The sequence below is a fragment of the Xanthomonas sp. NCPPB 1638 genome, from assembly GCF_041475635.2.
In the GTDB taxonomy this organism is placed as follows: Bacteria; Pseudomonadota; Gammaproteobacteria; order Xanthomonadales; family Xanthomonadaceae; genus Xanthomonas; species Xanthomonas cucurbitae.
Window position 1 is genome coordinate 3,491,812 of record NZ_CM192984.1, and the last position, 24,946, is coordinate 3,516,757.

The 24,946-nt window shown below is 65.5% G+C and carries 22 protein-coding genes; 9 read left to right on the forward strand and 13 right to left on the reverse strand.

The window, feature by feature from the left end:
* Positions 1-219 precede the first annotated feature (219 nt).
* The 6 genes from ACCQ13_RS15115 to ACCQ13_RS15140 form a co-directional block, all read right to left on the reverse strand.
* A complete protein-coding gene (locus ACCQ13_RS15115) occupies positions 220-3,150 on the reverse strand; it encodes a zeta toxin family protein (RefSeq protein ID WP_483887900.1) in 2,931 nt (976 codons plus the stop codon).
* Entirely contained in the window at positions 3,151-4,101 is a 951-nt protein-coding gene (locus ACCQ13_RS15120; RefSeq protein WP_159407000.1) for an IS30 family transposase, read from the reverse strand.
* A 50-nt stretch (positions 4,102-4,151) separates the two neighbouring features.
* Positions 4,152-4,286 (reverse strand): hypothetical protein, encoded by a 135-nt coding sequence (locus ACCQ13_RS15125; RefSeq protein ID WP_372372300.1) that lies wholly within the window; start codon positions 4,284-4,286, stop codon positions 4,152-4,154.
* Positions 4,283-4,930 (reverse strand): hypothetical protein, encoded by a 648-nt coding sequence (locus ACCQ13_RS15130; protein WP_159407481.1) that lies wholly within the window; start codon positions 4,928-4,930, stop codon positions 4,283-4,285. Before ACCQ13_RS15130 ends, ACCQ13_RS15125 begins: the two co-directional genes overlap by 4 nt.
* Positions 4,931-5,164: 234 nt before the next feature.
* Positions 5,165-7,168, reverse strand: coding sequence for a TonB-dependent receptor (locus ACCQ13_RS15135; protein ID WP_167527015.1), 2,004 nt, complete (start codon positions 7,166-7,168; stop codon positions 5,165-5,167).
* Positions 7,169-7,361: 193 nt separating this feature from the next.
* The gene (locus ACCQ13_RS15140; RefSeq protein WP_104603409.1) at positions 7,362-7,796 is read right to left on the reverse strand and encodes a DUF2946 family protein; all 435 of its coding nucleotides are present in this window, start codon (positions 7,794-7,796) and stop codon (positions 7,362-7,364) included.
* A gap of 311 nt (positions 7,797-8,107) precedes the next feature.
* Between ACCQ13_RS15140 and ACCQ13_RS15145 the strand changes: the two genes are divergently transcribed.
* The gene (locus ACCQ13_RS15145) at positions 8,108-9,304 is read left to right on the forward strand and encodes a sensor histidine kinase (protein WP_159407483.1); all 1,197 of its coding nucleotides are present in this window, start codon (positions 8,108-8,110) and stop codon (positions 9,302-9,304) included.
* A gap of 612 nt (positions 9,305-9,916) precedes the next feature.
* On the opposite strand, the gene ACCQ13_RS15150 is transcribed toward ACCQ13_RS15145, so the two are convergent.
* The gene (locus ACCQ13_RS15150; protein WP_159407484.1) at positions 9,917-10,900 is read right to left on the reverse strand and encodes a LysR family transcriptional regulator; all 984 of its coding nucleotides are present in this window, start codon (positions 10,898-10,900) and stop codon (positions 9,917-9,919) included.
* 163 nt (positions 10,901-11,063) lie between these two features.
* Between ACCQ13_RS15150 and cobA the strand changes: the two genes are divergently transcribed.
* The 4 genes from cobA (at position 11,064) to ACCQ13_RS15170 (ending at position 14,749) form a co-directional block, all read left to right on the forward strand.
* Positions 11,064-12,263, forward strand: coding sequence for a uroporphyrinogen-III C-methyltransferase (gene cobA / locus ACCQ13_RS15155; protein WP_159407485.1), 1,200 nt, complete (start codon positions 11,064-11,066; stop codon positions 12,261-12,263).
* 16 nt (positions 12,264-12,279) lie between these two features.
* Complete coding sequence (gene cysK / locus ACCQ13_RS15160) at positions 12,280-13,239, forward strand: cysteine synthase A (protein ID WP_159407486.1); 960 nt, start codon at positions 12,280-12,282, stop codon at positions 13,237-13,239.
* Positions 13,240-13,582: 343 nt separating this feature from the next.
* Positions 13,583-14,026, forward strand: a complete 444-nt coding sequence (locus tag ACCQ13_RS15165; RefSeq protein WP_104603404.1) for a methyltransferase family protein — start codon at positions 13,583-13,585, stop codon at positions 14,024-14,026.
* Positions 14,027-14,209: 183 nt separating this feature from the next.
* Entirely contained in the window at positions 14,210-14,749 is a 540-nt protein-coding gene (locus ACCQ13_RS15170; RefSeq protein ID WP_159407487.1) for an O-acetyl-ADP-ribose deacetylase, read from the forward strand.
* A gap of 281 nt (positions 14,750-15,030) precedes the next feature.
* Here ACCQ13_RS15170 and ACCQ13_RS15175 read toward each other — a convergent pair whose 3' ends face one another.
* The 5 genes from ACCQ13_RS15175 to ACCQ13_RS15195 form a co-directional block, all read right to left on the reverse strand.
* Entirely contained in the window at positions 15,031-16,035 is a 1,005-nt protein-coding gene (locus ACCQ13_RS15175; RefSeq protein ID WP_104603402.1) for a class I fructose-bisphosphate aldolase, read from the reverse strand.
* A 332-nt stretch (positions 16,036-16,367) separates the two neighbouring features.
* Positions 16,368-17,834 (reverse strand): pyruvate kinase, encoded by a 1,467-nt coding sequence (pyk, locus tag ACCQ13_RS15180; RefSeq protein WP_159407488.1) that lies wholly within the window; start codon positions 17,832-17,834, stop codon positions 16,368-16,370.
* Positions 17,835-18,082: 248 nt separating this feature from the next.
* Positions 18,083-18,730: an HAD family hydrolase gene (locus ACCQ13_RS15185; RefSeq protein WP_159407489.1), complete on the reverse strand. Its 648-nt coding sequence runs from the start codon at positions 18,728-18,730 to the stop codon at positions 18,083-18,085.
* Entirely contained in the window at positions 18,727-19,902 is a 1,176-nt protein-coding gene (locus ACCQ13_RS15190; RefSeq protein WP_159407490.1) for a phosphoglycerate kinase, read from the reverse strand. The genes ACCQ13_RS15185 and ACCQ13_RS15190 overlap by 4 nt, the downstream gene beginning before the upstream one ends.
* Positions 19,903-20,238: 336 nt before the next feature.
* The gene (locus ACCQ13_RS15195; RefSeq protein ID WP_208800671.1) at positions 20,239-20,667 is read right to left on the reverse strand and encodes a hypothetical protein; all 429 of its coding nucleotides are present in this window, start codon (positions 20,665-20,667) and stop codon (positions 20,239-20,241) included.
* A 287-nt stretch (positions 20,668-20,954) separates the two neighbouring features.
* On the opposite strand from ACCQ13_RS15195, the gene ACCQ13_RS15200 reads away from it, so the two are divergent.
* Together ACCQ13_RS15200 and ACCQ13_RS15205 are read left to right on the forward strand one after the other, a co-directional pair.
* A complete protein-coding gene (locus ACCQ13_RS15200; protein WP_159407491.1) occupies positions 20,955-21,434 on the forward strand; it encodes a hypothetical protein in 480 nt (159 codons plus the stop codon).
* Between the two features lie 104 nt (positions 21,435-21,538).
* Complete coding sequence (locus tag ACCQ13_RS15205; protein WP_104603437.1) at positions 21,539-21,937, forward strand: hypothetical protein; 399 nt, start codon at positions 21,539-21,541, stop codon at positions 21,935-21,937.
* A 74-nt stretch (positions 21,938-22,011) separates the two neighbouring features.
* On the opposite strand, the gene gap is transcribed toward ACCQ13_RS15205, so the two are convergent.
* Complete coding sequence (gene gap / locus ACCQ13_RS15210; protein WP_104603436.1) at positions 22,012-23,013, reverse strand: type I glyceraldehyde-3-phosphate dehydrogenase; 1,002 nt, start codon at positions 23,011-23,013, stop codon at positions 22,012-22,014.
* A gap of 399 nt (positions 23,014-23,412) precedes the next feature.
* Between gap and ACCQ13_RS15215 the strand changes: the two genes are divergently transcribed.
* Complete coding sequence (locus tag ACCQ13_RS15215) at positions 23,413-23,925, forward strand: SgcJ/EcaC family oxidoreductase (protein WP_104603396.1); 513 nt, start codon at positions 23,413-23,415, stop codon at positions 23,923-23,925.
* A 301-nt stretch (positions 23,926-24,226) separates the two neighbouring features.
* The gene (locus tag ACCQ13_RS15220) at positions 24,227-24,850 is read left to right on the forward strand and encodes an OmpW/AlkL family protein (protein ID WP_104603395.1); all 624 of its coding nucleotides are present in this window, start codon (positions 24,227-24,229) and stop codon (positions 24,848-24,850) included.
* Positions 24,851-24,946 lie beyond the last annotated feature (96 nt).

Consider the following 24,946-nt stretch of genomic DNA (forward strand, 5'->3'; position numbering starts at 1 on the left):
GCAGGAGTCGTCTTGTCTGGGCCAGCCATCCCCATGCCTCTGCAACGCAGGTCAGCCGCGCATGGCGAATCGGCGTGCAGGCTTGTTCCAGGCATGCATGCGCTCCACCACCCCGCACTTGGCCAGTACCACCGCTCATCGAGCCTTGGCACAGGGCTTCCCGCTTCTTCCTGCACGCTGGCGCCATTGTGCGCGCAGACGACCGTGCGTCCGACTGCCTTACATGCCCATGCCGGGCTGCGACTGTGCTTGCGCCTGCAGGCGGCTCTGGGCGATGTACTCACTGATCTGCGCGTGCTTCAGATCGCCGGCCTGTGCCACCTCCATCGAAGCCTGGACCGACGGTGCCGCCTCGTGCATCTGCACGCGCGCGATGCCAAGCGGGTGGTCGTAATTGAGCGCAAACACGGTGTCGCGCGCCACATAGAACTCGCCCTTCCAGCCGGGCTTGAAGTAGGATTCGTTCAGCGCCGCAGTGATCTGAGTCAGGCGCTCTTCCGAAAAATCGTGGCCCTGCTTCTGCATCCGCTCTTGCACGTCCGCATACAGCGCATGCTTGGGATGCGCGGGATCGCTATAAGGGCGTAGACCTGGCGGCGGTGTGTGCGCATCGTCTTGGACGGCGGTGGCCGACAGCTCCTTGTCGCGCTGCGCCTTGCGGCTGTTCTCGTCCTCCTCGCGCTGTGCCTGCTCCTGCTGGTATTGCCGGGCCTGCAACAGCAGCTGTTGATCCTGCTGCAGTTGCAGCTGGCGTTGTTGCTCCAGCGCTTGTTGCTGCTGTTGCGCATGCAGATCGGGTTGGCTGCGTTCGGGCGCTGTTGCCGGCGATGGTGTGGAGGGCATGACCATCGTGCGATGTGGCGCATCCTGCAGCGCGACGCCACGGTCGCCAGGGCGTAGCGCGGTGTCCGGTGAGTGGGTGTGGTCGGGTGCGGCGTGTTCGGTTGGCGCCGCGTGCGCCTTGGCCGGTTGCAGGGACTGGGCCTGGAGTTGGTCTACGGCCTCGCGGATCTCCTCGGTGGTGGTGGTTGCCGCAACCCGCACCGTGCCATCGGCATCGCGACGCAAATGCCGTACCGGGCTGTCCACCGAGTAATGGCCGGACCCATCGCGCTCCAGCGCCAGCGAGGTGGTGGAGGCGTCGATGGCGTTTGCATCGCGGGTGTGTTGTAGCGCCTGCTGGATGGCCGCTGCGGTCGTGGCATTGGGCGCAACCCCGTAGGCGGCATAGGTCGCCTGGAGATTGGCCTGATCCTGCTGTTGCGCCGTGGGAAGCTGCCGTTGGGGCATCTGCGCCATCGCCTGTGCGTGCTGCGCCAGGGCGGGCTGCAGCTGTTGGCGGGTGGCATCCAGCTCCGCTGCGAGCGTGCCGTGCGCCACGTCCTCGCCAGCGCGCCATTGGCCACGCGTATCGCGCAGGTAGTGCCTGCCGTCAGAGGCCTGCAGGGCGTCCGCGCTCAACGCGGCTTGCACGGCGGCGGGCATTGGGCCGAAATCGTCCCAGCCGTTGCGCCGGTGGGCGGCTTGATAGGTCGCTGCAATGGCTGCTTGCCCATGGGCGATGTTGCCGTCGATCACCTGCGCCGCTTGCTGGTCCAGTTGCACAGCGCGCTCGGGGCTGGCCGGGTCGAGAGTCCAGACTGGCCGATCATTGCGATCAACCTCGTCGGCCACCATCCGCGACCATTGCCCGTTGTCGGCATCACGCCGCCAATCGCGTTGGTACAGATGCGCGGCATCTGCCTGGCTGGACGGCTGCACGAAGGGATTGCGCGGCGCTACCGCGCCAAGCGCCTGCTCGGTCGCCTGGCCACTGGCGTAGTAATTGAGCTCGCGTGCCTTCTCGGGCAGCGCGAACATGGCCTGCCGGTGCGGCGTATCAACACCGTCGCGCAACAGGTCGGCCCGCTCATGCCGCAACCACTGGCTGCCATCGAATTCCCAGCGCACATGCTGCTTGTCGGTCTGGGTATGGATCTGACGCTGATCCCAGAGCGTGGCGGCCTTGTCTGCTGCCATGCTGAACAGATAGGCGTCGGCCATGACCAGCCCCACCGGCCCGGCTCCCGTGGTGCCCACCACCGCAGCAGCGGCCGTTCCGCCGACCCAGCCACCCATTCCACGCGCACTGAAGTGCAGCGCTTGCGAACGGGCAGCGGCAAGATTGTCCTGCGCCAGCAAGCTGCCGATGCGATCGCCGGTCTGCACGGCATCGTAGGCGCTTGCGGCAACTCCTACACCCGCCAGCCCCGCTGTCATGCCTGCACGACGCAGGCCGGGAATGTCGGGTTCGGGCACCGGCGCGCGTGCGGGTGGCGCACCTGGGCGTACCAGTTCGTCGACGGTGGCGATGCCTTCCAGACGACTTGCAGCCCCATCCTTGACGTGCAGATCGGCATGCTCTGCCAGCAAATGCTGCTGGATGGCACCGGTGGTGTTGGGGATCTGCTGCACATGTGACGGCAAATCGCGATGCCAATCGGCTTGTTGCTGCCAGGCGTCCCGAAGCTGCCGGGTAAACTCCGGGTCCTTCAGGCGCGCATGACGTGCGGCTTCCAGCGCCTGGCCCGGCGGGCGTGCATCGCTGCGGCTGTCATAGACCTCGGTGCCTTGGCGATTGAAAATGCGGATCGGTGCAGTGGTCTGCGCGTGCACGAAATCCAGGCTTTGCGGCAATTTGGTGTAGATCGCGTCGCGGGCGCCTTCGGGGACGTAGCGGCCATGGCCGCGCTGATCGAGCGAGACTGAAAAGCGCTCATCGACGCCATGCTCGCTTTCCAGCTTGGGCGCGGCCATTGCCCTCACCTCGACGACATAACCGCGTGACTGTAATTGCTGGATTAACTCCGCGCTCCACTGGCCGTTGCTGAGCGTGGTGTCGAAGATCAGGTTCCTCTTGCCTTCCACCGTGGCCTGCAGCAACTCTTCAGCCCATTGGCTGGCATCGGCCTGGGTGTAACCGGACCAGGTGTAGGGGTGTGCGTTGCGGAGCGCTGATACTTGCGGGTGGGCGTTACGCAATTCATCCGGGTCGATCAGCACAACGTCCCTGTTTAACTCAATTTTTGCAGATCTGGCAAGACTTCCTTTGCCTGATCCTGGCTGGCCAGCCAGGATGATCGCCTTGGGCTGTTCAAAGGATGGGTGGATTCACTCACGAAGTGCAAGGGTATCGTAGTTGAAAAAGACCTCGGCTGGAGTGAGATAGCTCAATCGTTTTCTGGGTCGGTTGTTGAGTGAATGTTCAACCTGCTGCAGCTCTTGCGCCGTGATGGTGCTGAAGTCACGACTGCGCGGAAAATACTGCCGGAGCAGTCCGTTGAGATTCTCATTGCAGCCGCGTTGCCAAGGGGCATGTGGGTCGGCAAAGTACACCTTGGTCGATAGCCGGTCCTCGATGCGGGCATCCTGGGCGAACTCGCTACCGCGATCGCAGGTCAGCGTCAGCACCTTATCGCGCACACGCCATAGGCGCGCGCAAATGACCTCGGCAACAGCATCGGCGGTGCCGTCAGGACTCCAGCCCAGACGCACATAGCCACTGCTGCGTTCGACATGCGTCACCAGCACGCCAGTGCCGCGCGATGGGCGGACCGTATCCAATTCCCAATGGCCTAACTGCGCACGTGAGGCCACATGCGCGGGGCGTTGGTGAATGGATTTGCGCTCTTCAAATCGCTTGGCACGGCCACGCCCATAAGGACGCCGCCGTGTTGGCAGGCGTAGCAAATGCCGTAACCGGTGACGCTTGAGATAGCGATACACACTGGCCACCCCTACCATCGGTTGACCCAGCAAACGCGCACGGCCGTGGATCTGCGCAGGGCTACATTTTTCGGCCAGCCCGGCCAGCAATGCAGCCTGCATCGGCCCGTCCATCTGCGCGTGGCTACTGCCTTGACTGCGACGCTGGCGGGCGGTGCGGTGCGCCTGCTGGGCACGGTACGTTCCACTACTGGCATTACGATTGCGCGCGCGCTCGCGGCCAATCGTACTGGCATGACGGCCGAGCTGGCGGGCGATGTCCGCATTGGAGACAGAGAGATCACACCCCCAGGCAATCTGGTACCGTTCGTCCTGGGTCAGGTGTCGATAGCGCATGTGCAACTCCACTTGGTCGTGTAGGGGCTCAGGCTACGACACCTGGCCCGCTACGTTATAGGACTGTTGCACTTCGCGGGCGAATCCACCGATGACTTTGTTTCCAGTGCGGCATCATCAAGAATCTTTTGCTCAAATAATCTGCGATGCTCAGCATCATCGAGGCGGTATTCTTTTTCGTTCATATCAGAGATTCCTTATGCACCTCGATGTAATTCCAAAGCTGCTCTAGATCTGACATTCCGCGATTCTTCGATCTCGCATGACGTGTGACACGTTCTTTTTCTTCTGCCATATTTATAGCCTCAGCGTCACCATTGGCTTGCGCGCGCTCAAGCTCCTCGCGAGCCTCGGAGATAAATGAACCGAGTTCATCCTCCAACATCCATATCGCCCACTCGAATGGCGGAGTTACTTTTGATGGTCGCCGCACGGCAAAGTTCAGCTGCTGTTGAAGCCGCTCGATGAGCTCGGGGTAGTCCTTCAATAGCTCGCGCAGTTTTTGCGGAACAGGAGGCGCAGGCAAGCCATTTTCAATGGAAGAAGTAGTGGGCTTGGACATGGCAAGGTCTTCTCTCTCAGCAGTGGCCAGGTGCGGTCCAGGCGGCGCGTCGGCATGCGGTGGTGTGGAATGCTGGACTGGCTGCGCCCAGGGTGCCGGCTTGGGCTTGCGCTTGACCTGCACTGGCAGTCCGCCACGCGGCAATGGACCAAGCTCACGCAGCGTGCGCTCATTGATCCGTTGCACATCGTGCAGCAGCTGCGCTGCATGCGCCTCCACCACACGGCGCGCCAGGGCAGCATAACGGGATTCTTGGGCATCGCTCATATGCGTTTCCTTGCAGATGTTGCGTTGATAGCGGCTAGCGGGGGATGTTATCCCACGGATCCGGCGGGGATGCTTGCACGTCGCGCTGGGGTTACTGACGGCCAATTGCGCGATGGTAAGCCCGCTCCCAGGCAGTGCGAAGCGGCCTGCCGGTGCGGTGCATCGACACCGTCGCGAAACAGATCGGCTTGCTGCTGCCGCAACCACTTGGCGTCAATGCGCGTGTAGGTCGTCTCAAAAGCTCCAGTCCCAGGACAGCGACAGCGCGCGGCCATCGCCCGGCGAATAGCCCGAACTACCACTGTCGTACCACGCATAGACATAGCTGCGATCGGTTGCATTGCGCAGCTGCAGGCTCAACGCATTGCGTGCGTTCACGCTCCAGCGCGCGCCGAGGTTGAGCAGGGCATAACCGCCGGTGCGGCCAAGCGTGTTGCTGCGTTCAAGGTAGTAATCGCCCTGCGCATTGCCCCAGACGCTGAGCTGCACCGCTGCTGTGATCTGCCACTCCAGCCCGGCGGTGGCCAACCAATGCGGCACGTTTTCGATCTCATTGCCACCGGTGGCCGGTGCGCTTGGGTCGGGCGTGGCAATGCTGGCCTTTTGCCGTGAATACGACATCCATGCGCGCCAGTGTTCGGCCGGCTGCAGGTTCAACTGCGCATCCCAGCCACGCCGCAACGTGCGCCCCACGTTGGCTACATCGCCGATACCCGCCGCGCCGTTGACGCCCAGAATGCTCGCCACCTCGCCGGAGGCGCGTTGTTCCCAATACGCCAGGCGCCCATCCAGCACCGCCGACGGCGCAAACTTGAATCCGGCCTCCCAACCATCGTTGATCGATGGCCCCAGATTGGCAGCGTGCCGACGATAGGCTCCGTCGCCGCTACCAATCTGGAAGCTGCGCCCCCAGTTGGCATAGGCACTGCCCTGCTCGCCCACGCGATAGCTGGCGCTGAACTTGGGCTGCTTGATGGTGCCGTAGTCATAGGTGGGAGCAGACACGCCCGCCAGCACATCGTGCAACTGGCCATCGATACGATCGATGCGATAACCGGGCACCAGCTGCAGGCGCGCGGTAGGTTTGAGCACCGCCTGCACATAGGCGCCGTGCGTGCGCAGGTCGTACTTCCAATCGCGCAACTGCGCACCGCGCACACGCGCCGCGGTGCGATACCGCTGTGACTGATTGGACTGCCACTGCCCATCCACGCCGGCTTCCAGGCTGGCGTCCATTGCCTCCCAGCCGGGTTGCCAGTTGCCACGCAGCACCATGCCGCGATGGGTTTCATCGGTCTCCCGCTCCTGCTGCAGGCCAGCGGCAGAGAAGCGCACCCAACGCTGGTTGCGGTAACCGTTCTGGTAGGCCTTGGCGCTCCACTGCGCCTGCGCACCCAGCGTACCGTCTGCATGCAGGGCAGTCTGCCGCACGCGACGTTCGCTGCGATCGTCCTGCGCATACGCCGGTGAACTGCGCGGTGCCCTAGCGGCGGTGGCCGCATCCAGATAGCCGGCCTCCAGCGCATGGTTGTCGTAGTAACGCGTGGTCAGCCCGGCACGGAAGGCACCATCCGGGGCGGTGTAGAACCACTTGCCGGCCACGCTGCGCTTGCGTGCATCGGCGTGATCGCGGTAGCCATCAGAATCGCGCCAGGCCAGCACATAGTTCTGGCTCCAGGCACCGCGCTCGATGCCCTTGCCCAATTGCAGCTCGCGTGCGCCGAAACTCCCTGTGGTGACGCTCAGCCGGCCATCGTTGCCGCCACTGCGGGTCAGCACGTCCACGCTGCCGGCGATGGCGTTCAAGCCGTAACGCGCATCGTTGGTGCCGCGCACGATCTCGATGGCGCTGATGTCCTGCGGAAACACCGCGTCCAGATACGGCATGCCGCCGGCATTGTCGTTGCTGGGGATGCCGTCGATCAGCAACTTCACCGCATTGATCCGCCCCTCGCCATTGAAACCGCGAAAGGAAAATCGCCCGGCGTCGGTGCCCATGCGGAACTGGGTGACCTGCACGCCAGGCGCGCGCATCAACAGCTCCCAGCTGTAATCCACGTGCTGATCGTGCAGCAGTTCGCCGCCGATCACATCCACCGAACTGAGCACCCGCACCGCGCCCGGGAAGCGCTGGGCGTGCTCGCTGACCTGCACCTTGCCCAGCGTCAATGCCGCCTCCTGCGCCTGTAGCTCGCACACAGGCCCGTACATCAGCACCAACGACGGCGCGTACCACAACGTTCTCAACAACCCACAACGCATGACCAATCCTTTGCCGTTGCAAAACGGCACGACAGCCGCGCACCGCCGCAACACGGCGGGCGCGCGCTTGATTCAAGGCAACCGGCGATTCATCCAGCCGCGCACACGCTGGCCGAGGTGTCGGCGACGTAGCGGCTGTGGTGAGACGAACGCCCGCGACGGGCAAGGTTCACGCGGACAGTGGTGGCCCGCGCGCGCCATGCGCTGCCCGGCGCAGCGCCGTCCGGCATGACGTGCAGACGCGCGTAGCGACCGGCGCTGGCCGCAACTGCAACAGGCACAGCACGGCCAGCAACAGCCAGGGCAGCAGCCGTGCCGCCAGCGTGCAGTAGTCGCAGGCTTCGCCATGCCGGGCGGCAGCGTGGTCGCCTGGCTGTTGCCCGATCCCGGCCGCATGCCCGGTGTGATGCCACGCGTACGGCGACGGCATCGCCTGCCCGGGAAACGACGCGGCCACGATGCTGCCGGCCGGCCCGCTGCTGCACATCGGCTCCTGCGATGGCACCTGGCTCCAACGGCTGATCGGCGGCGCTGCCAGCAATAGCAGCAGCGCCAGCCAGACAAGCAGATGCAACAGCCGGTGGCGGTGGAACGAGCGCAGCATGTCCGCAGTGTAAGCGGCCCGGCACTCCCGCCGCGCTGCCGGCTGCCCCGGCGCGACCGGATGTCGCACCCTTTGTCCTGGGACCTTCGCGTGGAAGCGTTCCCTGGCAACCCCGCGACAAGAGACTGCCAGACAGCTTGCGGCGGCACTGCGCACTGGCCGACGAACCGCACGGCTGGCGCCCATCGAGGCAGTGGCAACGCCCGCGTGTCCACGCCGACAGTCACAGTTCCCTACCAGCGCGTCGGGGCACGCACCTGTTGCGCACGGTCATGCCCTATGCTTGCGGCTCATCCCATCACCTTGCGCGCATGAGCACCGTCCTGTCCGATCCAGCGGCCGAACCACTCCCCTGCGCGCCCAAGCCCCCGAGCGAAGCACTCCGCCTCCAGGCGCTGCGCAGCTACGGCGTGCTCGACACCTCGCGCGAGGCGGCGTTCGAAGACATCACCCGGCTCGCGTCGATCATCTGCCAGACCCCGATCGCACTGATCAGCCTGGTGGACGCCGACCGCCAGTGGTTCAAGAGCGAACTGGGCATGGGCGAGCGCGAGACGCCGCTGTTCAAGTCGATGTGCGCCTACGCACTGCTGGACAACGACGTGCTGGTGGTACCGGACACCCGCCAGGACATCCGCTTTTCGCGCAACCCGCTGGTGACCGGCGAAGCGCCGCTGTATTTCTATGCCGGCGCGCTGCTGAAAACGCCCGACGGCCTGCCGCTGGGCACGGTCTGCGTGCTCGACCGCAAGCCGCGCCAGCTCACCGACGAGCAGGTCGAAGCCCTGCGTGCCCTGGCGCGGCAGACCATGGCGCAGCTGGAATTGCGCCGCGCACTGCTGATCGCCGAGCAGTCCGATCGTTACCGCAGCCGCTTGATGGCCATCGCCGGGCACGATCTCAAGACACCGTTGCGCACCGCAGCCTACGCCATCGACAAGATGCGCCGGCATGCCAACGTCGATTCCGTTCCCACCCTGGTGACTGCACGCGATGCCATCAACCAGGTCGGGCGCGAGCTGGACGAACTGGCCACGCTGGCGGCAGCCGGCAAATCCGCGATGCCCGACCTGCAGACGCTGCAACTGGAAGACGTGCTGCATGCGGTCCTGGGCGTGTGGCGCCAACCGGCCATCGACAAGTGCCTGGCGCTGCGCCATGTCCCGACCTCACTGCGCGTGCGCAGCCACCCCACCTTGCTGACCACGTTGATCGGCAACCTGGTCGGCAACGCGGTCAAGTACACCGAGCGCGGACGCGTGCTGGTCGGCGCCCGCCGCCGCCCTGGCTACGCCGTGGTGGAAATCATCGACAGCGGGATCGGCCTGAACCTGGACCAGCCAGAGCAGGTCTTCCAGGCGTTTCGCCAAGCCGATCCATGCAGCGATGGCCTCGGGATCGGGCTGTGGATCGTGCACCGCACTGCCGAAAGCCTGGGCTGCGAGGTCGGCGTGCGGCTGCGGCCTGCGGGAGGCACCTGCTTTTCGGTGCGGATTCCCCTGGCCTGACCGCAGCGCCACCGGCCAACGCCGCACGCAGACGCTGGCCGGTGGTGCGCGCGTCCTGCGACGGCTGCCCTCACCCCTTCGGCTGACTGTCTACCCGGAACGCCCCGGCAAGGCGCGATGAACCACAAAAAAGGCGGATCCGAGCTCCCGACCCGGATCCGCCGCCAAGCACGCCGGGCCTCTCCCCAGGGACCCGGGTGCGCCAGCCGCGACTGCACGCAGTCTCGCGCGACAGTGATGCGACAGCGCTAGCAACCCCACAACGACACCCCACTGACCAGGCCGGCAAAGCGATCACCGCATCGCCGGCCCTGCGTCGTCCACCCCTAGACATCCGAAGATGTCGTGTCATGGCTGCTATAAGGGTTTACGACAGCGCCGGGGGCAACTTGATGGACACCATCCACCCCACCGCCGCCAGCCCTGACAGGGAGCAGGAAAATCACTGACAGCGCGCCTGTTGGCGCGCCCGGCAGCATATCCAGATTATTGATTCCAAAGGGTTTTAAAGCACTTCACCGACGGTGCAGTGCAACATCAAATCGCAAATCGCAGATTGGTGCGGCAAGCACCGCTGTTACGAATCCCCAATCCCCAATCTCCAATCCCGGCTCAACTGGTAATGGTCTGGGTCAGCGATTCCCAGGTCGGCGGCAGCGGCCAGTTCGGTGCCTGGTTGCCATCCAGCACGCGGCGCAGGTCGCGCTTGTCGATCTGCGGGGCCAGTACATGCACCAGGTCCAGCGCGTAGTCGCGCAGCACCCGGTCGCGCGGCAGCACCGCCCAGGCGATGCATTCGGCAATCGGTGCCGGTGCCGGCCAGGCGCACAGGTCTTCGTCATAGGCGCTGACCGCCATCTCCGCCACCAGCCCCACGCCCAGCCCGGCGCGAACATAGGTCTTGATGAGGTCCGCATCCAGCGCGGTCAGCGCGATGCTGGGCTCCAGCCCCACTTGCGCAAATGCGCGTTGCAGCGACGAACCCGGCCGGGTGGAGGATTCGTAGCTGATCAACGGATGTTCGGACAGCGCCTGCATGTCCGGCGCCGCGCGCGGGTGATCCAGCGCGTGCCCGCGCGGCACCACCACCAGCCGCCGCCAGCGGTACAGCGGCACCGCGATGCCGGCACTGGGCTCGCCGCCGGCCGTACTCACCACCGCGATATCCGCATCGCCCTGGCTGAGCAGGTCCAGCGCCGCGCTTTCGGCGGCCTGCTGCAGGTGCACGCTCACCTGCGGGTAGGCGTGCTTGATCTGCGCCACCGCCGGCGGCAGCACGAAGCGCGCCTGGGTGTGGGTGGTGGTCAGGGTCAGCTGCCCCTGGCTCTCGCGGCGCTGGTTGGCGGCGTAGGTGCGGATGTTGTTGGCTTCGGACAGCACCGCGCGCGCGCGCTCGATCACTTCCACCCCGGCCGGTGTCACCGTATCCAGGCTGCGCCCCTTGCGCACGAACAACAGGAAGCCCAGCTCGTCCTCCAGCTGCTTGAGCTGCTTGGATAGGCCGGGCTGGGTGGCATGCACCCGCGCGGCGGCCAGGGTGATGTTCAGCTCGGCATCGGCAATGGCCACCAGATAACGAAGTTGGGTCAGCGTCATGGGCTTATCTCCAGAAAAGCGCGAGGCGCCACAAGGACTGAGACTGTAGAGGAGTTCTGCGGGCCAGCTTATAACCGAACGCTATTTTCGGGGTGTATGAAGTCATTTCCGACGGCTATATGCCGGCGGTACGGTCTAGCCCTCCCCTTCGATCCCCCGGACCGTGACTGCTGCGTTTCCGCTCCTTGCCGACCTGCGTGGCCGTGCCGTCCTGTTGGTCGGTGGCGGTGCCGCCGCCGAGCGCGCCACTGCTGCGCTGTTGCAGGCCGGTGCACTGCTGCTGGTCGGCGCCCCGGCGCTGACCCCGCAACTGCAGCAGTGGGCCCAGGCCGGAGACCTGCGTTGGCTGGTCGGGCGTTTCGACCACGCCTGGCTGGCACTGCCCGATGCGCCGTTGTGGCTGACCATCGCCGCCAGCGACATCCCCGAGCTCAACGATGCCCTGCGTGCCGCCGCCGGTGCCCACCGCCTGCTGACCCACAGCGCCGCGCCCGCCATTGCCCCATCTGCGCCCTCCCCCACGCAGCGCGCCCACATCGCGCCACTGTCCCCCGGCAGCGTGACCCTGGTCGGCGCAGGCCCCGGCGACCCCGGCCTGCTCACCCGGCATGCGCTGCGCGCCCTGCGGCAGGCCGAGGTGGTGCTGCACGACCGCCTGGTCAGCCCGCAGATCCTGCGCCTGGCCCGCAGTGACGCGCTGCTGGTGGAAGTCGGCAAGTCTGCGCAGGGTCACAGCACGCGCCAGGAACAGATCCACGCGTTGATGCTCGACCATGCGCGCGCTGGCCGCCGGGTGGTGCGCCTGAAGGGCGGTGATGCGTTCGTGTTCGGCCGCGGCGGCGAAGAGCTGGAATTCCTGCATGCGCATGGGATCGGCTTCCAGGTCATCCCCGGCATCACTGCCGCACTGGCCTGCGCGGCCTACGCCGGCATCCCGCTCACCCATCGCGACCACGCGCAATCGCTGCGGCTGATTACCGCGCACTGCAAGGATTCGCTGGACACCCTGGACTGGCAGGCGCTGGGCCAGGAGCGGCAGACACTGGCCTTCTACATGGGTGTGGCGGGTCTGGATAGCATCCAGCAGCGGCTGCTGCAGGCCGGCCGCGCACCCGCCACCCCGTTTGCGCTGGTGGAGAACGGCTCGCGCCCGCAGCAGCGCGTCATCACCGGTACGCTGGCCACGCTGGCCGCCACTGCCCGGTTGCACGCCGTACGCGCGCCGGCACTGCTGATCCTGGGCGAGGTGGCCGCGCTGGCGCAGACGCTGCACTGGTTCGGCCCTGCGCCGCTGGGCGCGCCAGCCACCCTGCACTCACCCATCGCAACGCCGCACTCGCCCACACTCGCCCACGCAGCCTGATTCCGACGGAGACCCCATGGCCCTGTACGACACCATCCTCGACACCATCGGCCGCACCCCGGTGGTCAAACTCAACCGCCTCGCGCCGGAGCACGTCTCGCTCTACGTCAAGGTGGAATCGTTCAATCCCGGCGGCTCGGTCAAGGACCGCCTGGCACTGGCGATCATCCTGGACGCCGAGCAGCGCGGCCTGCTCAAGCCCGGCGACACCATCGTGGAAGCCACCTCCGGCAACACCGGCGTGGCCCTGGCCATGGTGGCCGCCGCGCGCGGCTACAAGTTCGTCGCCACCATGGTGGAAACCTTCTCCATCGAGCGCCGCAAGCTGATGCGCGCCTACGGCGCCAAGGTGATCCTGACCCCGGCCGCCGAGCGCGGCAGCGGCATGGTGCGCAAGGCCAAGGAGCTGGCCGAACAGCACGGCTGGTTCCTGGCCAGCCAGTTCGCCAATCCGGCCAACCCGGCCTACCACCGCAACACCACCGCCGCTGAGATCCTGCGCGACTTCGCTGGCCACCGGCTAGACCATTTCGTCACTGGCTGGGGCACCGGCGGCACCCTCACCGGTGTAGGCGAAGTGCTGCGCGTGGCGCGGCCGGAAGTGCGCATCACCGCCACCGAGCCGGCCGGCGCCGCCCTGCTGCAAGGCCAGGACTGGAAGCCGCACAAGATCCAGGGCTGGACCCCGGATTTCGTGCCAGAGGTGCTCAACCGCGAGGTCGCCCACGAGGTGCTGAGCGTGGAAGACACCGACGCCATCAGCGTGGCGCGCCGCGTGGCCGCCGAGGAAGGCATCTTCACCGGCATTTCCGGCGGTGCCACGGTCGCCACCGCGCTGCGCGTGGCCGAAGGCGCCGCGCCCGGCGCGGTCATCCTGGCCATGCTGCCGGACACCGGCGAGCGCTATTTCTCCACCCCCCTGTTCGCCGACATCAACGAAGGCTCCGACGACGACTGGCTGGCCGGCCTGCCCTGAGCAGGCCCGGAGTGTGGGGGGCGGTTTGGGCTGTGACTTTTTTTCGGGACCGGGGACCGGGGACCCGGGACTCGGGACCCGGAAGAGCAAAGCCTTGCGAAGCGCTTGGTCGCACGCCCCCCGCCTCGCAGCAACCCGGAAAACCCATCCGGCGGGTCCCCACCACCGATGCGCGAGCGTTTCGGCTTCTAGGGTCCCGGATCCCGTGACCCAGCCTTCCGCGCTCCCCTCCCCGTCAAGGAAACGTTAGGATGACGACCTGACGCGGGGGAGCAATGTCGTGGGGAATGGAGCGTGTGGACACAGCGACGGTGGCGCCGCGCGGGCACCATGGCTGGTGAAGATGACCTCGCCGGCGCATTTCGTGCTGGCGCTCGGCCTGGGGGCCTGGCTGCAGGCGCTACTGGAACTGCCGCTACCGCATCCATCGTTGCTGGCATGGATCCAGCTGGCGGGCGGGATCGTCGCCTGCCTGGGGCTGGCGTTGGCGGTGAGCTGCCTGGTGCTGTTCGCCCGCCGGCGCACCACCATCCTGCCCAGCGGCCATCCCTCGCGGCTGGTGCTCGACGGCCCGTATCGGCTCACCCGCAACCCGATGTACCTCGCCCTGGTGCTGAGCCATGTCGGGCTGTGCCTGCAACTGGGTCAGCTGTGGGCCGTGTTGCTGGTCCCGCTGCCGTGGCTGGCCCTGCAGCGCTACGTCATTCCGTTCGAGGAAGCGCGCCTGCGTGCCGAATTCGGCCGCCCATACGCGGACTACTGCGCGCGCGTCCGCCGCTGGCTGTAGCGCCCCGGGCGCAGGCACGCTCTTCCGGTCGATGGAGTCAGCCGCGATACCAGCGACGCTCCGGGCGCTCGATCGCGTGCTGGGCGCGGTCGCAGCCGATGAGATGAATGCAGGTTAGCGTGCAGCCACTGCAACGCTTACCCCATCACGCTTTCATCATTCAAATCGCATAATTATCGCCGCATGAAAATCGAAGTCTGGCAGGGCGACATCACCGAACTGGACGTTGACGTCATCGTCAATGCCGCCAATGAATCGTTGCTGGGCGGTGGTGGGGTGGACGGCGCCATCCACCGTGCCGCCGGCCCAGGCTTGCTGCGTGCCTGCCAAGCGCTGCCCCAGGTGCGTTCAGGCGTGCGCTGCCCGACCGGCGAGATCCGTGTCACCGACGGCTTCGCGCTCAAGGCCCGTCACGTCTTCCACACGGTGGGCCCGGTGTGGCGCGACGGCAAACACAATGAGCCCGAACAACTGGCCAACTGCTACTGGCAGTCGCTGAAGCTGGCCGAGCAGATGCGGCTGCACTCGATCGCGTTCCCGGCCATCAGTTGCGGCATCTACGGCTACCCGCTGTACCAGGCCGCCCGCATTGCCGTGACCGAAACGCGCGATTGGCAGCGTTCGCACAAGGTGCCCAAGCACATCGTGCTGGTGGCCTACAACGAAGCCACCTACAAGGCCTACCAGCAGGCGCTGGCCACGCAGGAAACGGTCGCCGCCTGACGGCGCGGCCACACGCTTGCAATGACGAGCGCCGCAAGGCGCTCGTTGCGTTTGGGCAGCGGCAATCGGCGCGCTTGCGGCAGTGCCATGGCAGCCGCACGGCTGACGGCCAGGCCACATCCGGATGCCACGCGCGCAGCTAGCTTTTAAGGTGCGTGCTGCAATCAAGCCCATCGCTCCAACGGCTCGCACGCCGCCACCCATGCAACAAAAAACGCCGGCATCGCTGCCGGCGTCTTCGCGTTGACCTTCGATCCGGCCTTGCGGCCGCGATCAAGCGATCAGCCCTTCCACTTGCCCAGTGCTGCCAGGCCGTTTTCCTTGGCGCGCTCGTAGATCACCTGCTGCGCCTTGGCGTAGTTGCCGGTCATGTCCTGGGACCATAGCTTCAACGCCGCCTGCTGCATGGCGCGGCCGTAGGAGAAGCTCAGCGGCCACGGCAGGTTGCCCAGCTGGTGCATCTCGTTGAGGTGCGCGGTGGACTGCTCGTCGGTCTGGCCGCCGGACAGGAACACGATGCCCGGCAGGATCGCCGGCACGGTGGACTTCAGGCACATCACGGTGGACTCGGCCACTTCTTCGACGCTGGCCTGCTCTTCGCAGCTCTTGCCGGAGATGACCATCGAAGCCTTCAGGATGGTGCCTTCCAGCACGACGTTCTGCTCGTACAGCGCGCCGAACAGCGAGCGCAGCGTGGCTTCGGTGACTTCGTAGCAGGTCTCGATGTCGTGGCTACCGTCCATGATGACCTCCGGCTCGACCATCGGCACCAGCCCCTGCTCCTGGCACAGCGCGGCGTAACGCGCCAGCGCATGCGAGTTGGCCTCGATGCAGGTGCCGGACGGAATGTCTTCGCCGATGTTGATGACCGCACGCCACTTGGCGAAGCGCGCGCCCAGCGTGTAGTACTCCTCCAGACGTGCACGCAGGCCGTCCAGACCTTCGGTCACCAGCTCGCCCGGCATGCCGGCCAGCGGCTGCGCGCCCTTGTCGACCTTGATGCCCGGGATGATGCCGTGGTCGGTCATGTACTTGGCGAACGGCACGCCATCCTTGGTCTTTTGACGGATGGTCTCGTCGAACAGGATGGCGCCGGAGATGTAGTCGCTCAGCTTGGGCGTGGTGAGCAGCAGTTCGCGATAGGCGCGACGGTTTTCTTCGATGTTCTCGATGCCGACGCTGGCAAAACGCTTGGCGATCGTGCTGGTCGATTCGTCGATGGCGATGATGCCCTTGCCCGGGGCGACCATGGCCTGGGCGGTTTCGGCAAGCTGTTCGATGCTCATGTAGTTCCTGTGGCAGCAGCGGGGAGGACGAAAGTATAGCGACCAAAGTCGCTGACATTCCTTCACGGAATGGCTGCAACCGATTACACCCGGATCCGCCTCTCCCAATGTGTGGCGCGGCTCGCATCACGGGAATCGGGAATCGGCAAAGCCGAGCATGGTGTGCAGCTTGTTGCTTGCTTCGCCGTATCCGGCCGTTGAGCAACACGCCGCCCACGGCAGAGCGCTTGCCCGCGCCCGGCATCTCCACTCAGCACAACGGCAGCCCTGGGGCTGCCGTTGCGTGTCGCGTCGTCCGGCTCAGGTCATGCGCCGGGTGCCATCGACAGGGGTTACAGCTCGCCCAGGCCGGTGGCGCGACCGTCCTCGCCCACTTCCAGCAGGCGCAAGGTATTGGTGGCGCCGTGGGTCTCCATGTGCTCGCCACTGGTGAACACCACGCGGTCGCCCGGGCCCATGCGCTCGTTCTCCACCAGCAGGCGGATGGCCGCGCGTGCAGCCTCGCGCGGGGTCAGGCCACGGCTGTCGAAGTTGATCGGGAACACGCCCCGCATCATCGCCATCTGCCGACGCGCGCCGTCATGACGGGTGAAGGCATAGATCGGCATGTTGGAGCGGAAGCGCGACAGAAAGCGCGGGGTGCCGCCGGATTCGGTCAACGCCACCACACCGCCCAGGCCGATGTGCTCGGACAAGAACATGGTCGCCATCGCGATCGCTTGGTCGGCACGCTGCAGGTTGCGTTGCGCCGCTTCGAAGTCGGTATCGAATTCGAACTGGTGTTCGGCCCCCAGGCAGATACGCGCCATCGCTTCCACCGCACGCACCGGGTAGGCACCGGCAGCGGTTTCGGCCGACAGCATCACCGCATCGGTGCCGTCGATGACCGCGTTGGCCACGTCCAGCACTTCGGCGCGGGTGGGGATCGGGCTTTCGACCATCGACTGCAGCATCTGCGTGGCGGTGATGACCACCTTGTTCTGCGCCAGCGACTCGCGAATGATCTTCTTCTGCAGGCCCGGCAATTCGGCATCGCCGATTTCCACGCCCAGGTCACCACGCGCCACCATCACCACGTCGGAGGCTTCGACGATCTCGACCAAGTTGTCGATCGCTTCGGTGCGCTCGATCTTGGACACCAGCTGCGCATCGCAGCCGTGCTGCTGGGCGATCTGGCGGGCGTCGTGCATGTCCTGCGCATTGCGACAGAACGACACCGCGATGAAGTCCACGCCGATCTTGGCGACGATGCCGATCAGCTCCTTGTCGCGCTCGGTCAACGCGCCCAGCGACAAACCGCCGCCCTGCTTGTTCAAGCCCTTGCGGTCGGACAGCACGCCATCGTTCAACACCTTGGTAACGATGCGCGCACCCTGCACATCGGTCACCTGCAGCTGCACCAGACCATCGTCGAGCAGCAGGACGTCGTCGGCGGTCACGTCCTGCGGCAGGCCGAGGTAGCTCACGCCTACCTGCTGCTGGTCGCCGGCCGGTGCATTGGCATCGGCCACCAGGTCGAAGCGCTCGCCCATGGTCAGCTTGATCTTGCCTTCGGCAAAACGCTCGATACGGATCTTCGGGCCCGGCAGGTCGGCCAGGATGCCGACTTCGGCACCGACGCGGGCGGCGGCGGCGCGCACCTCGGCGGCACGCTTGGCCTGGCCGGACGGGTCGCCGTGGCTGAAATTGAGGCGCACCACGTTGACGCCCGCCTTGAACAAGGCGTCAAGCACGCCGGGCGCATCCGTTGCCGGTCCGAGGGTGGCGAGGATCTTGGTGCGGCGTTGACGTTCTTTCATGATGGCCTCCCTGTAAAAGCCGCGAAACTTAACATACACCCCACGCATCGAGGATGGCATTGCGGCATAGCCCGCCGCTGATTCCGGCATGTCCTACAGACAGTGCGGGACAGTACGCGCCTCTGTACCCACACCGCAGCGGGCAGTGCGGGTGCCCGTTACCCTGATCCAGCAGCGACGAAAACTGTTCGGCGTGCCGAAAACAGCCAGGCTCCGGACACGCTTCGAGCCAAGCCGACACCCGCTGCTCATGCGTGGATCACCTGCATCAGCTCGGCAGGCGTTCGCGCCAAGGCGCCAGCGCCTGCGGCACGCAATTCGGCGGCGTCGCCAAAGCCCCACAACACACCGATGCTGTGGAGGCCGTGGTGATTGGCGCCTTCGATATCCATGCGGCGGTCGCCGATCATCACGCATCCGGTCTTGGCGATGTCCAGCCGTCGCAGCGCTTCGGCGATGAGGTCGGGCTTGAAGCGGCGCTCGCCATCTTCGCTGGCGCCGATCACCTCTTCGAAGCAGGCACCGAATGGCAGATGCTCGACGGTACGCCGCGCATAACGCTCATTCTTGGAGGTGACCACGGCCAGGCGATGACCGGCGCGTTGCAGGCCGGTGACCACCTCGCCGATGCCGTCGAACACGCGCAGTTCGGTCCAGCCCACCGCGTCGTAGCGCTCGCGGTAGATAGCGAGCGCGCGCTGCACCAGCGCCGGATCGTCCGGGAAGCACTCGGTGAAGCTGTCGCGCAACGGCGGGCCGATCCAGGCACGCAAGGTCTGCGGCGGCGGGCAGGGCTGGCCCACCCGCTCGAAGGCATGCGCGATACTGGCGACGATACCCGCTTCCGAATCCACCAGCGTGCCGTCCAGATCGAAGAACAGCGTGGCTGCACTCACTGGCCGCGCGCCTGCAGCGCGGCCACGGCCGGCAGGGTCTTGCCTTCCAGGAATTCCAGGAACGCGCCGCCACCGGTGGAGATGTAGGTGACGTCCTGGGCGATGGCGTACTTGTCCACCGCTGCCAGGGTGTCGCCGCCGCCGGCAAGGGAGAACGCCTTCGATGCGGCGATCGCGCGCGCCAGGGTTTCGGTGCCGTGGCTGAAGGGCTCGAATTCGAACACGCCCACCGGCCCGTTCCACACCACGGTACCGGCATTGGCGATCAACTCGGCGTAGCGCTGCGCGGTCTGCGGGCCGATATCCAGAATCAGATCGTCTGCTTCGACAGCATCGAGCGACTTCACCGTGGCTTGCGCATCGGGCAGGAACTGCTTGGCCACGACCACGTCGGTGGGCAGCGGAATCTCGGCGCCACGCGCCTTGGCATCGGCCACGATCTGGTTGGCGGTGGGAATCAGATCCGGCTCGTTCAAGGACTTGCCCACGTCATGCCCGGCGGCGGCGATGAAGGTGTTGGCGATGCCACCGCCGACAATCAACTGGTCGACCTTGTTGACCAGGTTGGAGAGCAGCTCCAGCTTGGTGGACACCTTGCTGCCAGCCACGATCGCCAGCAGCGGCTTGGCCGGGTTGTCCAGTGCCTTGGCCAGTGCGTCCAGCTCGGCCATCAGCAGCGGGCCACCGGCGGCCACGGGCGCGAAGCGGATCACGCCATGCGTGGACGCCTGCGCGCGGTGCGCAGTACCGAAGGCATCCATGACGAACACATCGCACAGCGCGGCGTACTTGCGCGCCAGGGTCTCGTCGTCCTTGCCCTCGCCGACATTCATGCGGCAGTTCTCCAGCAACACCACCTGGCCCGGCGCGACGTCCACGCCATCGACCCAGTCGCGCACCAGCGGCACGTCCACGCCCAGCAGCGCGGTCAGCCGCGCGGCCACCGGGGCCAACGAATCGGCTTCGCTCCAGCTGCCTTCCTTGGGCCGGCCCAGATGCGAGGTAACCATCACCGCCGCACCGTTTTCCAGCGCCAGCTTGATGGTGGGCACCGAGGCGGTGATGCGCTGTTCGGAGGTGATCTGGCCGTTGTCGATCGGCACGTTGAGATCCTGGCGGATCAGCACGCGCTTGCCGGAGAGATCGAGGTCGGTCATACGGACAATGGACATGGGCTTGGCTCGCTAAGTCGGGGGAATGGGGAATGGGGAATCGAAAGAGCCGCGATGCGCAGCGTGCCGCAGACGCGCGCGGGTCGTGACCATGCGCGCCGCCACCGCTGGCGCGGTGGAGGGACGGTGGTCGGTCGTACACGGCGGGCAAGCGACTGCCTTGGCGACGGGGGCGCCCATTGTCGGACCTTCGCGCCGCAGCGGCAAACCGGCCGCCCGACGCGCGCCGCTTACAGCTGGCGGCGGCATGCGTGCCGCCCGGCCAAAGACCCACCGCGCAACCACCCTGCTCGCAGTTCGCCTAAAAAAACGCCCGGAAAACCGGGCGTCTAGGAGTCATTCGCGGTAGCCGCTGTCGTTCTTGTTGTGGATGATCCAGATCAGGTTGCCGCCGGTATCCATGGACTTGCCGGCAAACACCAGCCGGCCCTGGCCCTTGTACGCCATCTCGTAACGGTAGCGGTCCCCGCCGAAGAAGAACGGAATGAACGCCTTGCCGGTCACGTACGCGCCCTGGTCGGTCGGCTGGCCGATCAGATCGGTCACCTGTTTGATCGGCATGCCGATCTTGAGCTGGGTGAACTTGCTGTCGGGCGCCGGCTTGCCGGTGATCTCGCCTTCGTAATCATTGATGCCCTTGACCGTCTCGCCGTAGCCGGCTTCAACGTCGGACGACTTGATGACCTCACCATCGGCGTTCATCCAGGCCGGGGTACCGGTCTGCTTCTTGGCGATGGCCTGCGGCGCCAGCCCTGCCAGCACCAGGGTCAGCACCATGGCTCCCACCCACATACGACTGCTCTGCACGTTTGCCTCTCCTTGAGTTCGTTGAGTGCTCCTGTAGGTCTTCTGCCATTCCAGCGCAGGAACAACCGCTGGTCGGCCGGAGATTAGGGCATGCGCTCCGGCCAATGTCTACGCCGGGCCGGCGTGCAGGCAGCAGCGACAAGTCCTTGCCGAAGGCGGCCTGCAGTGCTAAAAACGCGCCAGCGCACGGGCGAGCCCGCTTCGCAAGGACCCATCGCACCGCCGCCCTGCAAGGATGTATCGCCATGACTGCCTTCCGCCCTCACTCCCTGCCTGCACTGTGCGCACTCGCACTGCTGGCGCTCGCACCGCAGGCATCGGCCGACGTGTTCGGCAGCGCCGAAACCATCGCCCGGAGCTGGATTGGCCACGACGCCAGCGAGCTCATCATGCAATGGCCGGTCGGCAAAGGACTCTATACCGCCGAAAACACCGAGACGTTGGAGACGGCCTACACCTACAACTTCGGCACAGAGGCGTACTACCGCACCAACTACTGGTCCACGCAGGGGGGAGTCATCGGCGTGGTCGGCGGCGGCAATGGCGTGGCCCCCACCCCGATCTTTCAGGAATATCAGCATAGCGAAGAAGTCTTCGTTCCTGCGCAACATCATTGCGAAATCACCTTCATCGCCGACTCCAGCGGCACCATCACCCGATACGATTTCGCTGGCAGCAAGTGCAACGACCATGTGCGCAGCTGGGGGCGCCCGAAGAAGAGATAGCCCCATCGGCCGGATATCGATCTACCAACCAAGGAACGCACGGAATGAAAACAAGGAACTGGATGTGCCATGCCGCATGGCTGACGCTCTTGCTGACGCAAGGGGTGCTGGCTGTCCCAGGCATGGCCCAATCGGTGCGACATGGGACCATTGCGTCAATGGAACCCATCGAGAACAAGGCTGACAACGTTCCCGAACGCAACCAGAGGCTCAAGAGCGCAGCCTCGGACTTTGGCGCCATCGCGGGCGGCTTCATCGGCCTCAAAGCCAACGCACGCATTGGTGCAGAAGCCGGCGCAGCCGCAGGCAATTATGCCGGCACCAAGGCGGGCGAGAAGGTGGTCGGCAACGGCGTCCCCGCGTACTTCATGCTGAAGATCCGTTTCGACAACAAGTCGCAGGTGGTCGTGACAAAGCCGCGTGCGGACGTCGCAGGGCTTGCCGTCGGTAGCCGGGTCGCGGTCACCGGCAAGGGCGAAGACATGCGGATCGCTGCGGAATAAGTGCCTGCCGGCGCGCGTGATTGCAAACAAAAAAGCGCCCGGAGGCGCTTTTTTGTTTCATTCGGATCGGCCGATCACCTGGCGACCACGCGCACCATTTCCAGGCACTTGTTGGAATAGCCCCACTCGTTGTCGTACCAGGACACCAGCTTGACAAAGGTGGAATCCAGCGCGATGCCGGCGTCGGCGTCGAACACCGAGGTGCAGGTCTCGCCGCGGAAATCGGTGGCCACCACCTTGTCTTCGGTGTAACCCAGCACGCCCTTCAGCGCGCCTTCGCTCTGTGCCTTCACTTCGGCGCAGATCTCGGCATAGGTGGCCGGCTTTTCCAGTTCCACGGTCAGATCGACCACCGACACGTCCGAGGTCGGCACGCGGAAGCTCATGCCGGTCAGCTTCTTGTTGAGCTCGGGAATCACCACGCCCACGGCCTTGGCCGCACCGGTGGAGGAGGGAATGATGTTCTCCAGGATGCCGCGGCCACCGCGCCAGTCCTTGTTCGACGGGCCGTCCACGGTCTTCTGGGTGGCGGTGGCCGCATGCACGGTGGTCATCAGGCCGCGCTTGATGCCCCACTTGTCGTTGATGACCTTGGCCAGCGGCGCCAGGCAGTTGGTGGTGCACGAGGCGTTGGAGATGATGGCCTCGCCCTTGTAGGTGGTGTCGTTGACGCCGTAGACGAACATCGGGGTGTCGTCCTTGGAGGGGGCCGACAGGATCACCTTCTTGGCGCCCGCATCGATGTGCTTCTGCGCGGTGTCCTTGGTCAGGAACAGGCCGGTGGATTCGATCACCACATCGGCGCCCACCGCATCCCACTTGAGGTTGGCCGGGTCGCGCTCCTGGGTCAGGCGGATCTTCTTGCCGTTGACGACCAGCGTGTTGCCATCGACCGAGACATCGGCCTTGAAGCGGCCGTGCACCGAGTCGTACTGCAGCATGTAAGCCAGGTAATCGGGTTCGAGCAGGTCATTGATGGCCACGATCTCGATGTCATTGGCGAAGTTCTGCACCGCAGAGCGCAGCACGTTGCGTCCGATGCGACCGAATCCGTTGATGCCAACCTTGATTGCCATGTTCACAAGCTCCTGCGACCGCGACAGCGCGGCGGATGGAAAGGGGCCGCCATTCTAGCAGCGTCGCCCATGCGCGGCCGTGCAGCGGCGACTGCTACCGGGACGACACTCCTCCCGCCCGACGCATGGCCGACGCGGTTGGCAATGCCCATCCCACAGCCAACCCTGAATGGCGCACATCGGCAACCGAGCCATCGCGGCGACCGCATCGAGTGGCGACAGCTCCTATAAAATCTTCGCTATGGATATTTTCTATTAATTTCAGTAACTTAATACTATAAAGAATATGCCGAAAAGCGTATTCATCCGTATGCCGAACGGCAGCATTTCTCCCCTCCGTGGATTTCGATACTGGCCCTGCCAACCAAGGCACCCACTCACCCACACGGAGGCTCCCCCATGCATCGCACCCTGCTCTCTCTGGTCCTGGCGTTTGCCACCACCCCGGCACTGGCCGCCGGCGTCATGCACTACACCGAAAAAGCATCGCTGCCTGCCGATGGGGAAGCGCGCGAAGTGGCCGCGCTGTTCGATACCTGGAACGCGGCCCTGGCGACCGGCAACCCGCACAAGGTGGCCGACCTGTATGCGCCCGATGGCGTGCTGTTGCCGACCGTGTCCAACGAAGTGCGCGCCTCGCGCGAGCAGATCGAGAAGTACTTCGAGCTGTTTCTGACCAAGAAGCCGAAGGGCGTGGTCAACTACCGCACCGTGCGCCTGCTCGATGACGACAGTGCAGTGGACGCCGGCGTATACACCTTCACGCTGACCGACAAGGACGGCAAGAAGAGCGACGTGCAGGCGCGCTACACCTTCGTCTACGAAAAGCGCGACGGCAAGTGGCTGATTATCAATCACCACAGCTCGGCGATGCCGGAAAAGGACGCAGCACCGCTCGCCCAGGTCAGGTAATGCCGGCCGATCGCCGCGTCACACCGCTTCCCTGCGAGGTAACGCGCGCTGGCGTCGGCTCACCTCCCCGGCCGACGCCCGCTTCGGCGCTTTGCCCGCCTCCTTCCAGCCTTGGTGCGTCCTGCACGCACCGCACTGGTGTACGGCGATGCAGACATTGCCCAGCACTGCCGCCCTCGGCGCACGACGGCCGCCTGTCTCCGGATCACCGGTCGTGTCACGACACTGGATTGATCCGGATCAAGGCGGTCATCCCCCCAACGCCGAACACTGCACTCATCCCTACTCAACGAGACGTCCTATGCACATGCGCTCTGCCCTGCTCCTCGCGGCTCTGGCAACCAGCTTCACCACCGTCACCGCATCTGCTCAAACCAAAGGCGACTGGGCCGTTGCCGTCGGCGCCCACCAGGTCGCTCCCAAGTCCGACAATGGACGCCTGGTCGGCGGTACGCTGGAAGCGGACGTGGGCAAGGACATCAGGCCGACCTTCAGCGCCGAATATTTCATCGCCGACAACCTGGGCATCGAGGTCCTGGCCGCGCTGCCCTTCGAGCACGACATCGCCCTGCGCGGCCTGGGCCGGGTCGGCAGCACCAAGCATCTGCCGCCGGTGATCTCGCTGCAGTATCACTTCAACAGCCAGGGCAAGGTTTCCCCGTTCCTTGGCGCCGGCCTCAACTACACCCGCTTCTTCGACACGCAGACCCGCGGGGCGCTGGCCGGCAGCGAGCTGGAGCTGGACGATTCGTGGGGCCTGGCCTTGCACGCGGGCCTGGATTTCAAGCTCAGCGACCGCGGCGCCTTGCGGGTCAACCTGCGCTGGATCGATATCGATACCGAGGCCCGCTTGAACGGCAGCCGCATCGGCACGGTCAATATCGACCCGCTGGTCTATGGTGCGGCGTACGTACACCGGTTCTGAGCGGTAGCGGCAAGCACGGGACATCTCTGGCACACTGGGTCTCCAGGGACGTGCATCCACCGCCGGAGTTGCGGACAGGTCGATCGCGTCGAGCGC

Coding starts and splice junctions, on each gene's coding strand:
- gap (WP_104603436.1), bottom strand. CDS start 23,013: ATGGCAATCAAGGTTGGCATCAACGGATTCGGTCGCATCGGACGCAAC.
- cysK (WP_159407486.1), top strand. CDS start 12,280: ATGGCCCTGTACGACACCATCCTCGACACCATCGGCCGCACCCCGGTG.
- ACCQ13_RS15190 (WP_159407490.1), bottom strand. CDS start 19,902: ATGTCCATTGTCCGTATGACCGACCTCGATCTCTCCGGCAAGCGCGTG.
- ACCQ13_RS15150 (WP_159407484.1), bottom strand. CDS start 10,900: ATGACGCTGACCCAACTTCGTTATCTGGTGGCCATTGCCGATGCCGAG.
- ACCQ13_RS15120 (WP_159407000.1), bottom strand. CDS start 4,101: ATGCGCTATCGACACCTGACCCAGGACGAACGGTACCAGATTGCCTGG.
- ACCQ13_RS15125 (WP_372372300.1), bottom strand. CDS start 4,286: ATGAACGAAAAAGAATACCGCCTCGATGATGCTGAGCATCGCAGATTA.
- ACCQ13_RS15130 (WP_159407481.1), bottom strand. CDS start 4,930: ATGAGCGATGCCCAAGAATCCCGTTATGCTGCCCTGGCGCGCCGTGTG.
- ACCQ13_RS15200 (WP_159407491.1), top strand. CDS start 20,955: ATGACTGCCTTCCGCCCTCACTCCCTGCCTGCACTGTGCGCACTCGCA.
- ACCQ13_RS15175 (WP_104603402.1), bottom strand. CDS start 16,035: ATGAGCATCGAACAGCTTGCCGAAACCGCCCAGGCCATGGTCGCCCCG.
- ACCQ13_RS15145 (WP_159407483.1), top strand. CDS start 8,108: ATGAGCACCGTCCTGTCCGATCCAGCGGCCGAACCACTCCCCTGCGCG.
- ACCQ13_RS15165 (WP_104603404.1), top strand. CDS start 13,583: ATGACCTCGCCGGCGCATTTCGTGCTGGCGCTCGGCCTGGGGGCCTGG.
- ACCQ13_RS15140 (WP_104603409.1), bottom strand. CDS start 7,796: ATGCTGCGCTCGTTCCACCGCCACCGGCTGTTGCATCTGCTTGTCTGG.
- ACCQ13_RS15170 (WP_159407487.1), top strand. CDS start 14,210: ATGAAAATCGAAGTCTGGCAGGGCGACATCACCGAACTGGACGTTGAC.
- ACCQ13_RS15220 (WP_104603395.1), top strand. CDS start 24,227: ATGCACATGCGCTCTGCCCTGCTCCTCGCGGCTCTGGCAACCAGCTTC.
- ACCQ13_RS15215 (WP_104603396.1), top strand. CDS start 23,413: ATGCATCGCACCCTGCTCTCTCTGGTCCTGGCGTTTGCCACCACCCCG.
- pyk (WP_159407488.1), bottom strand. CDS start 17,834: ATGAAAGAACGTCAACGCCGCACCAAGATCCTCGCCACCCTCGGACCG.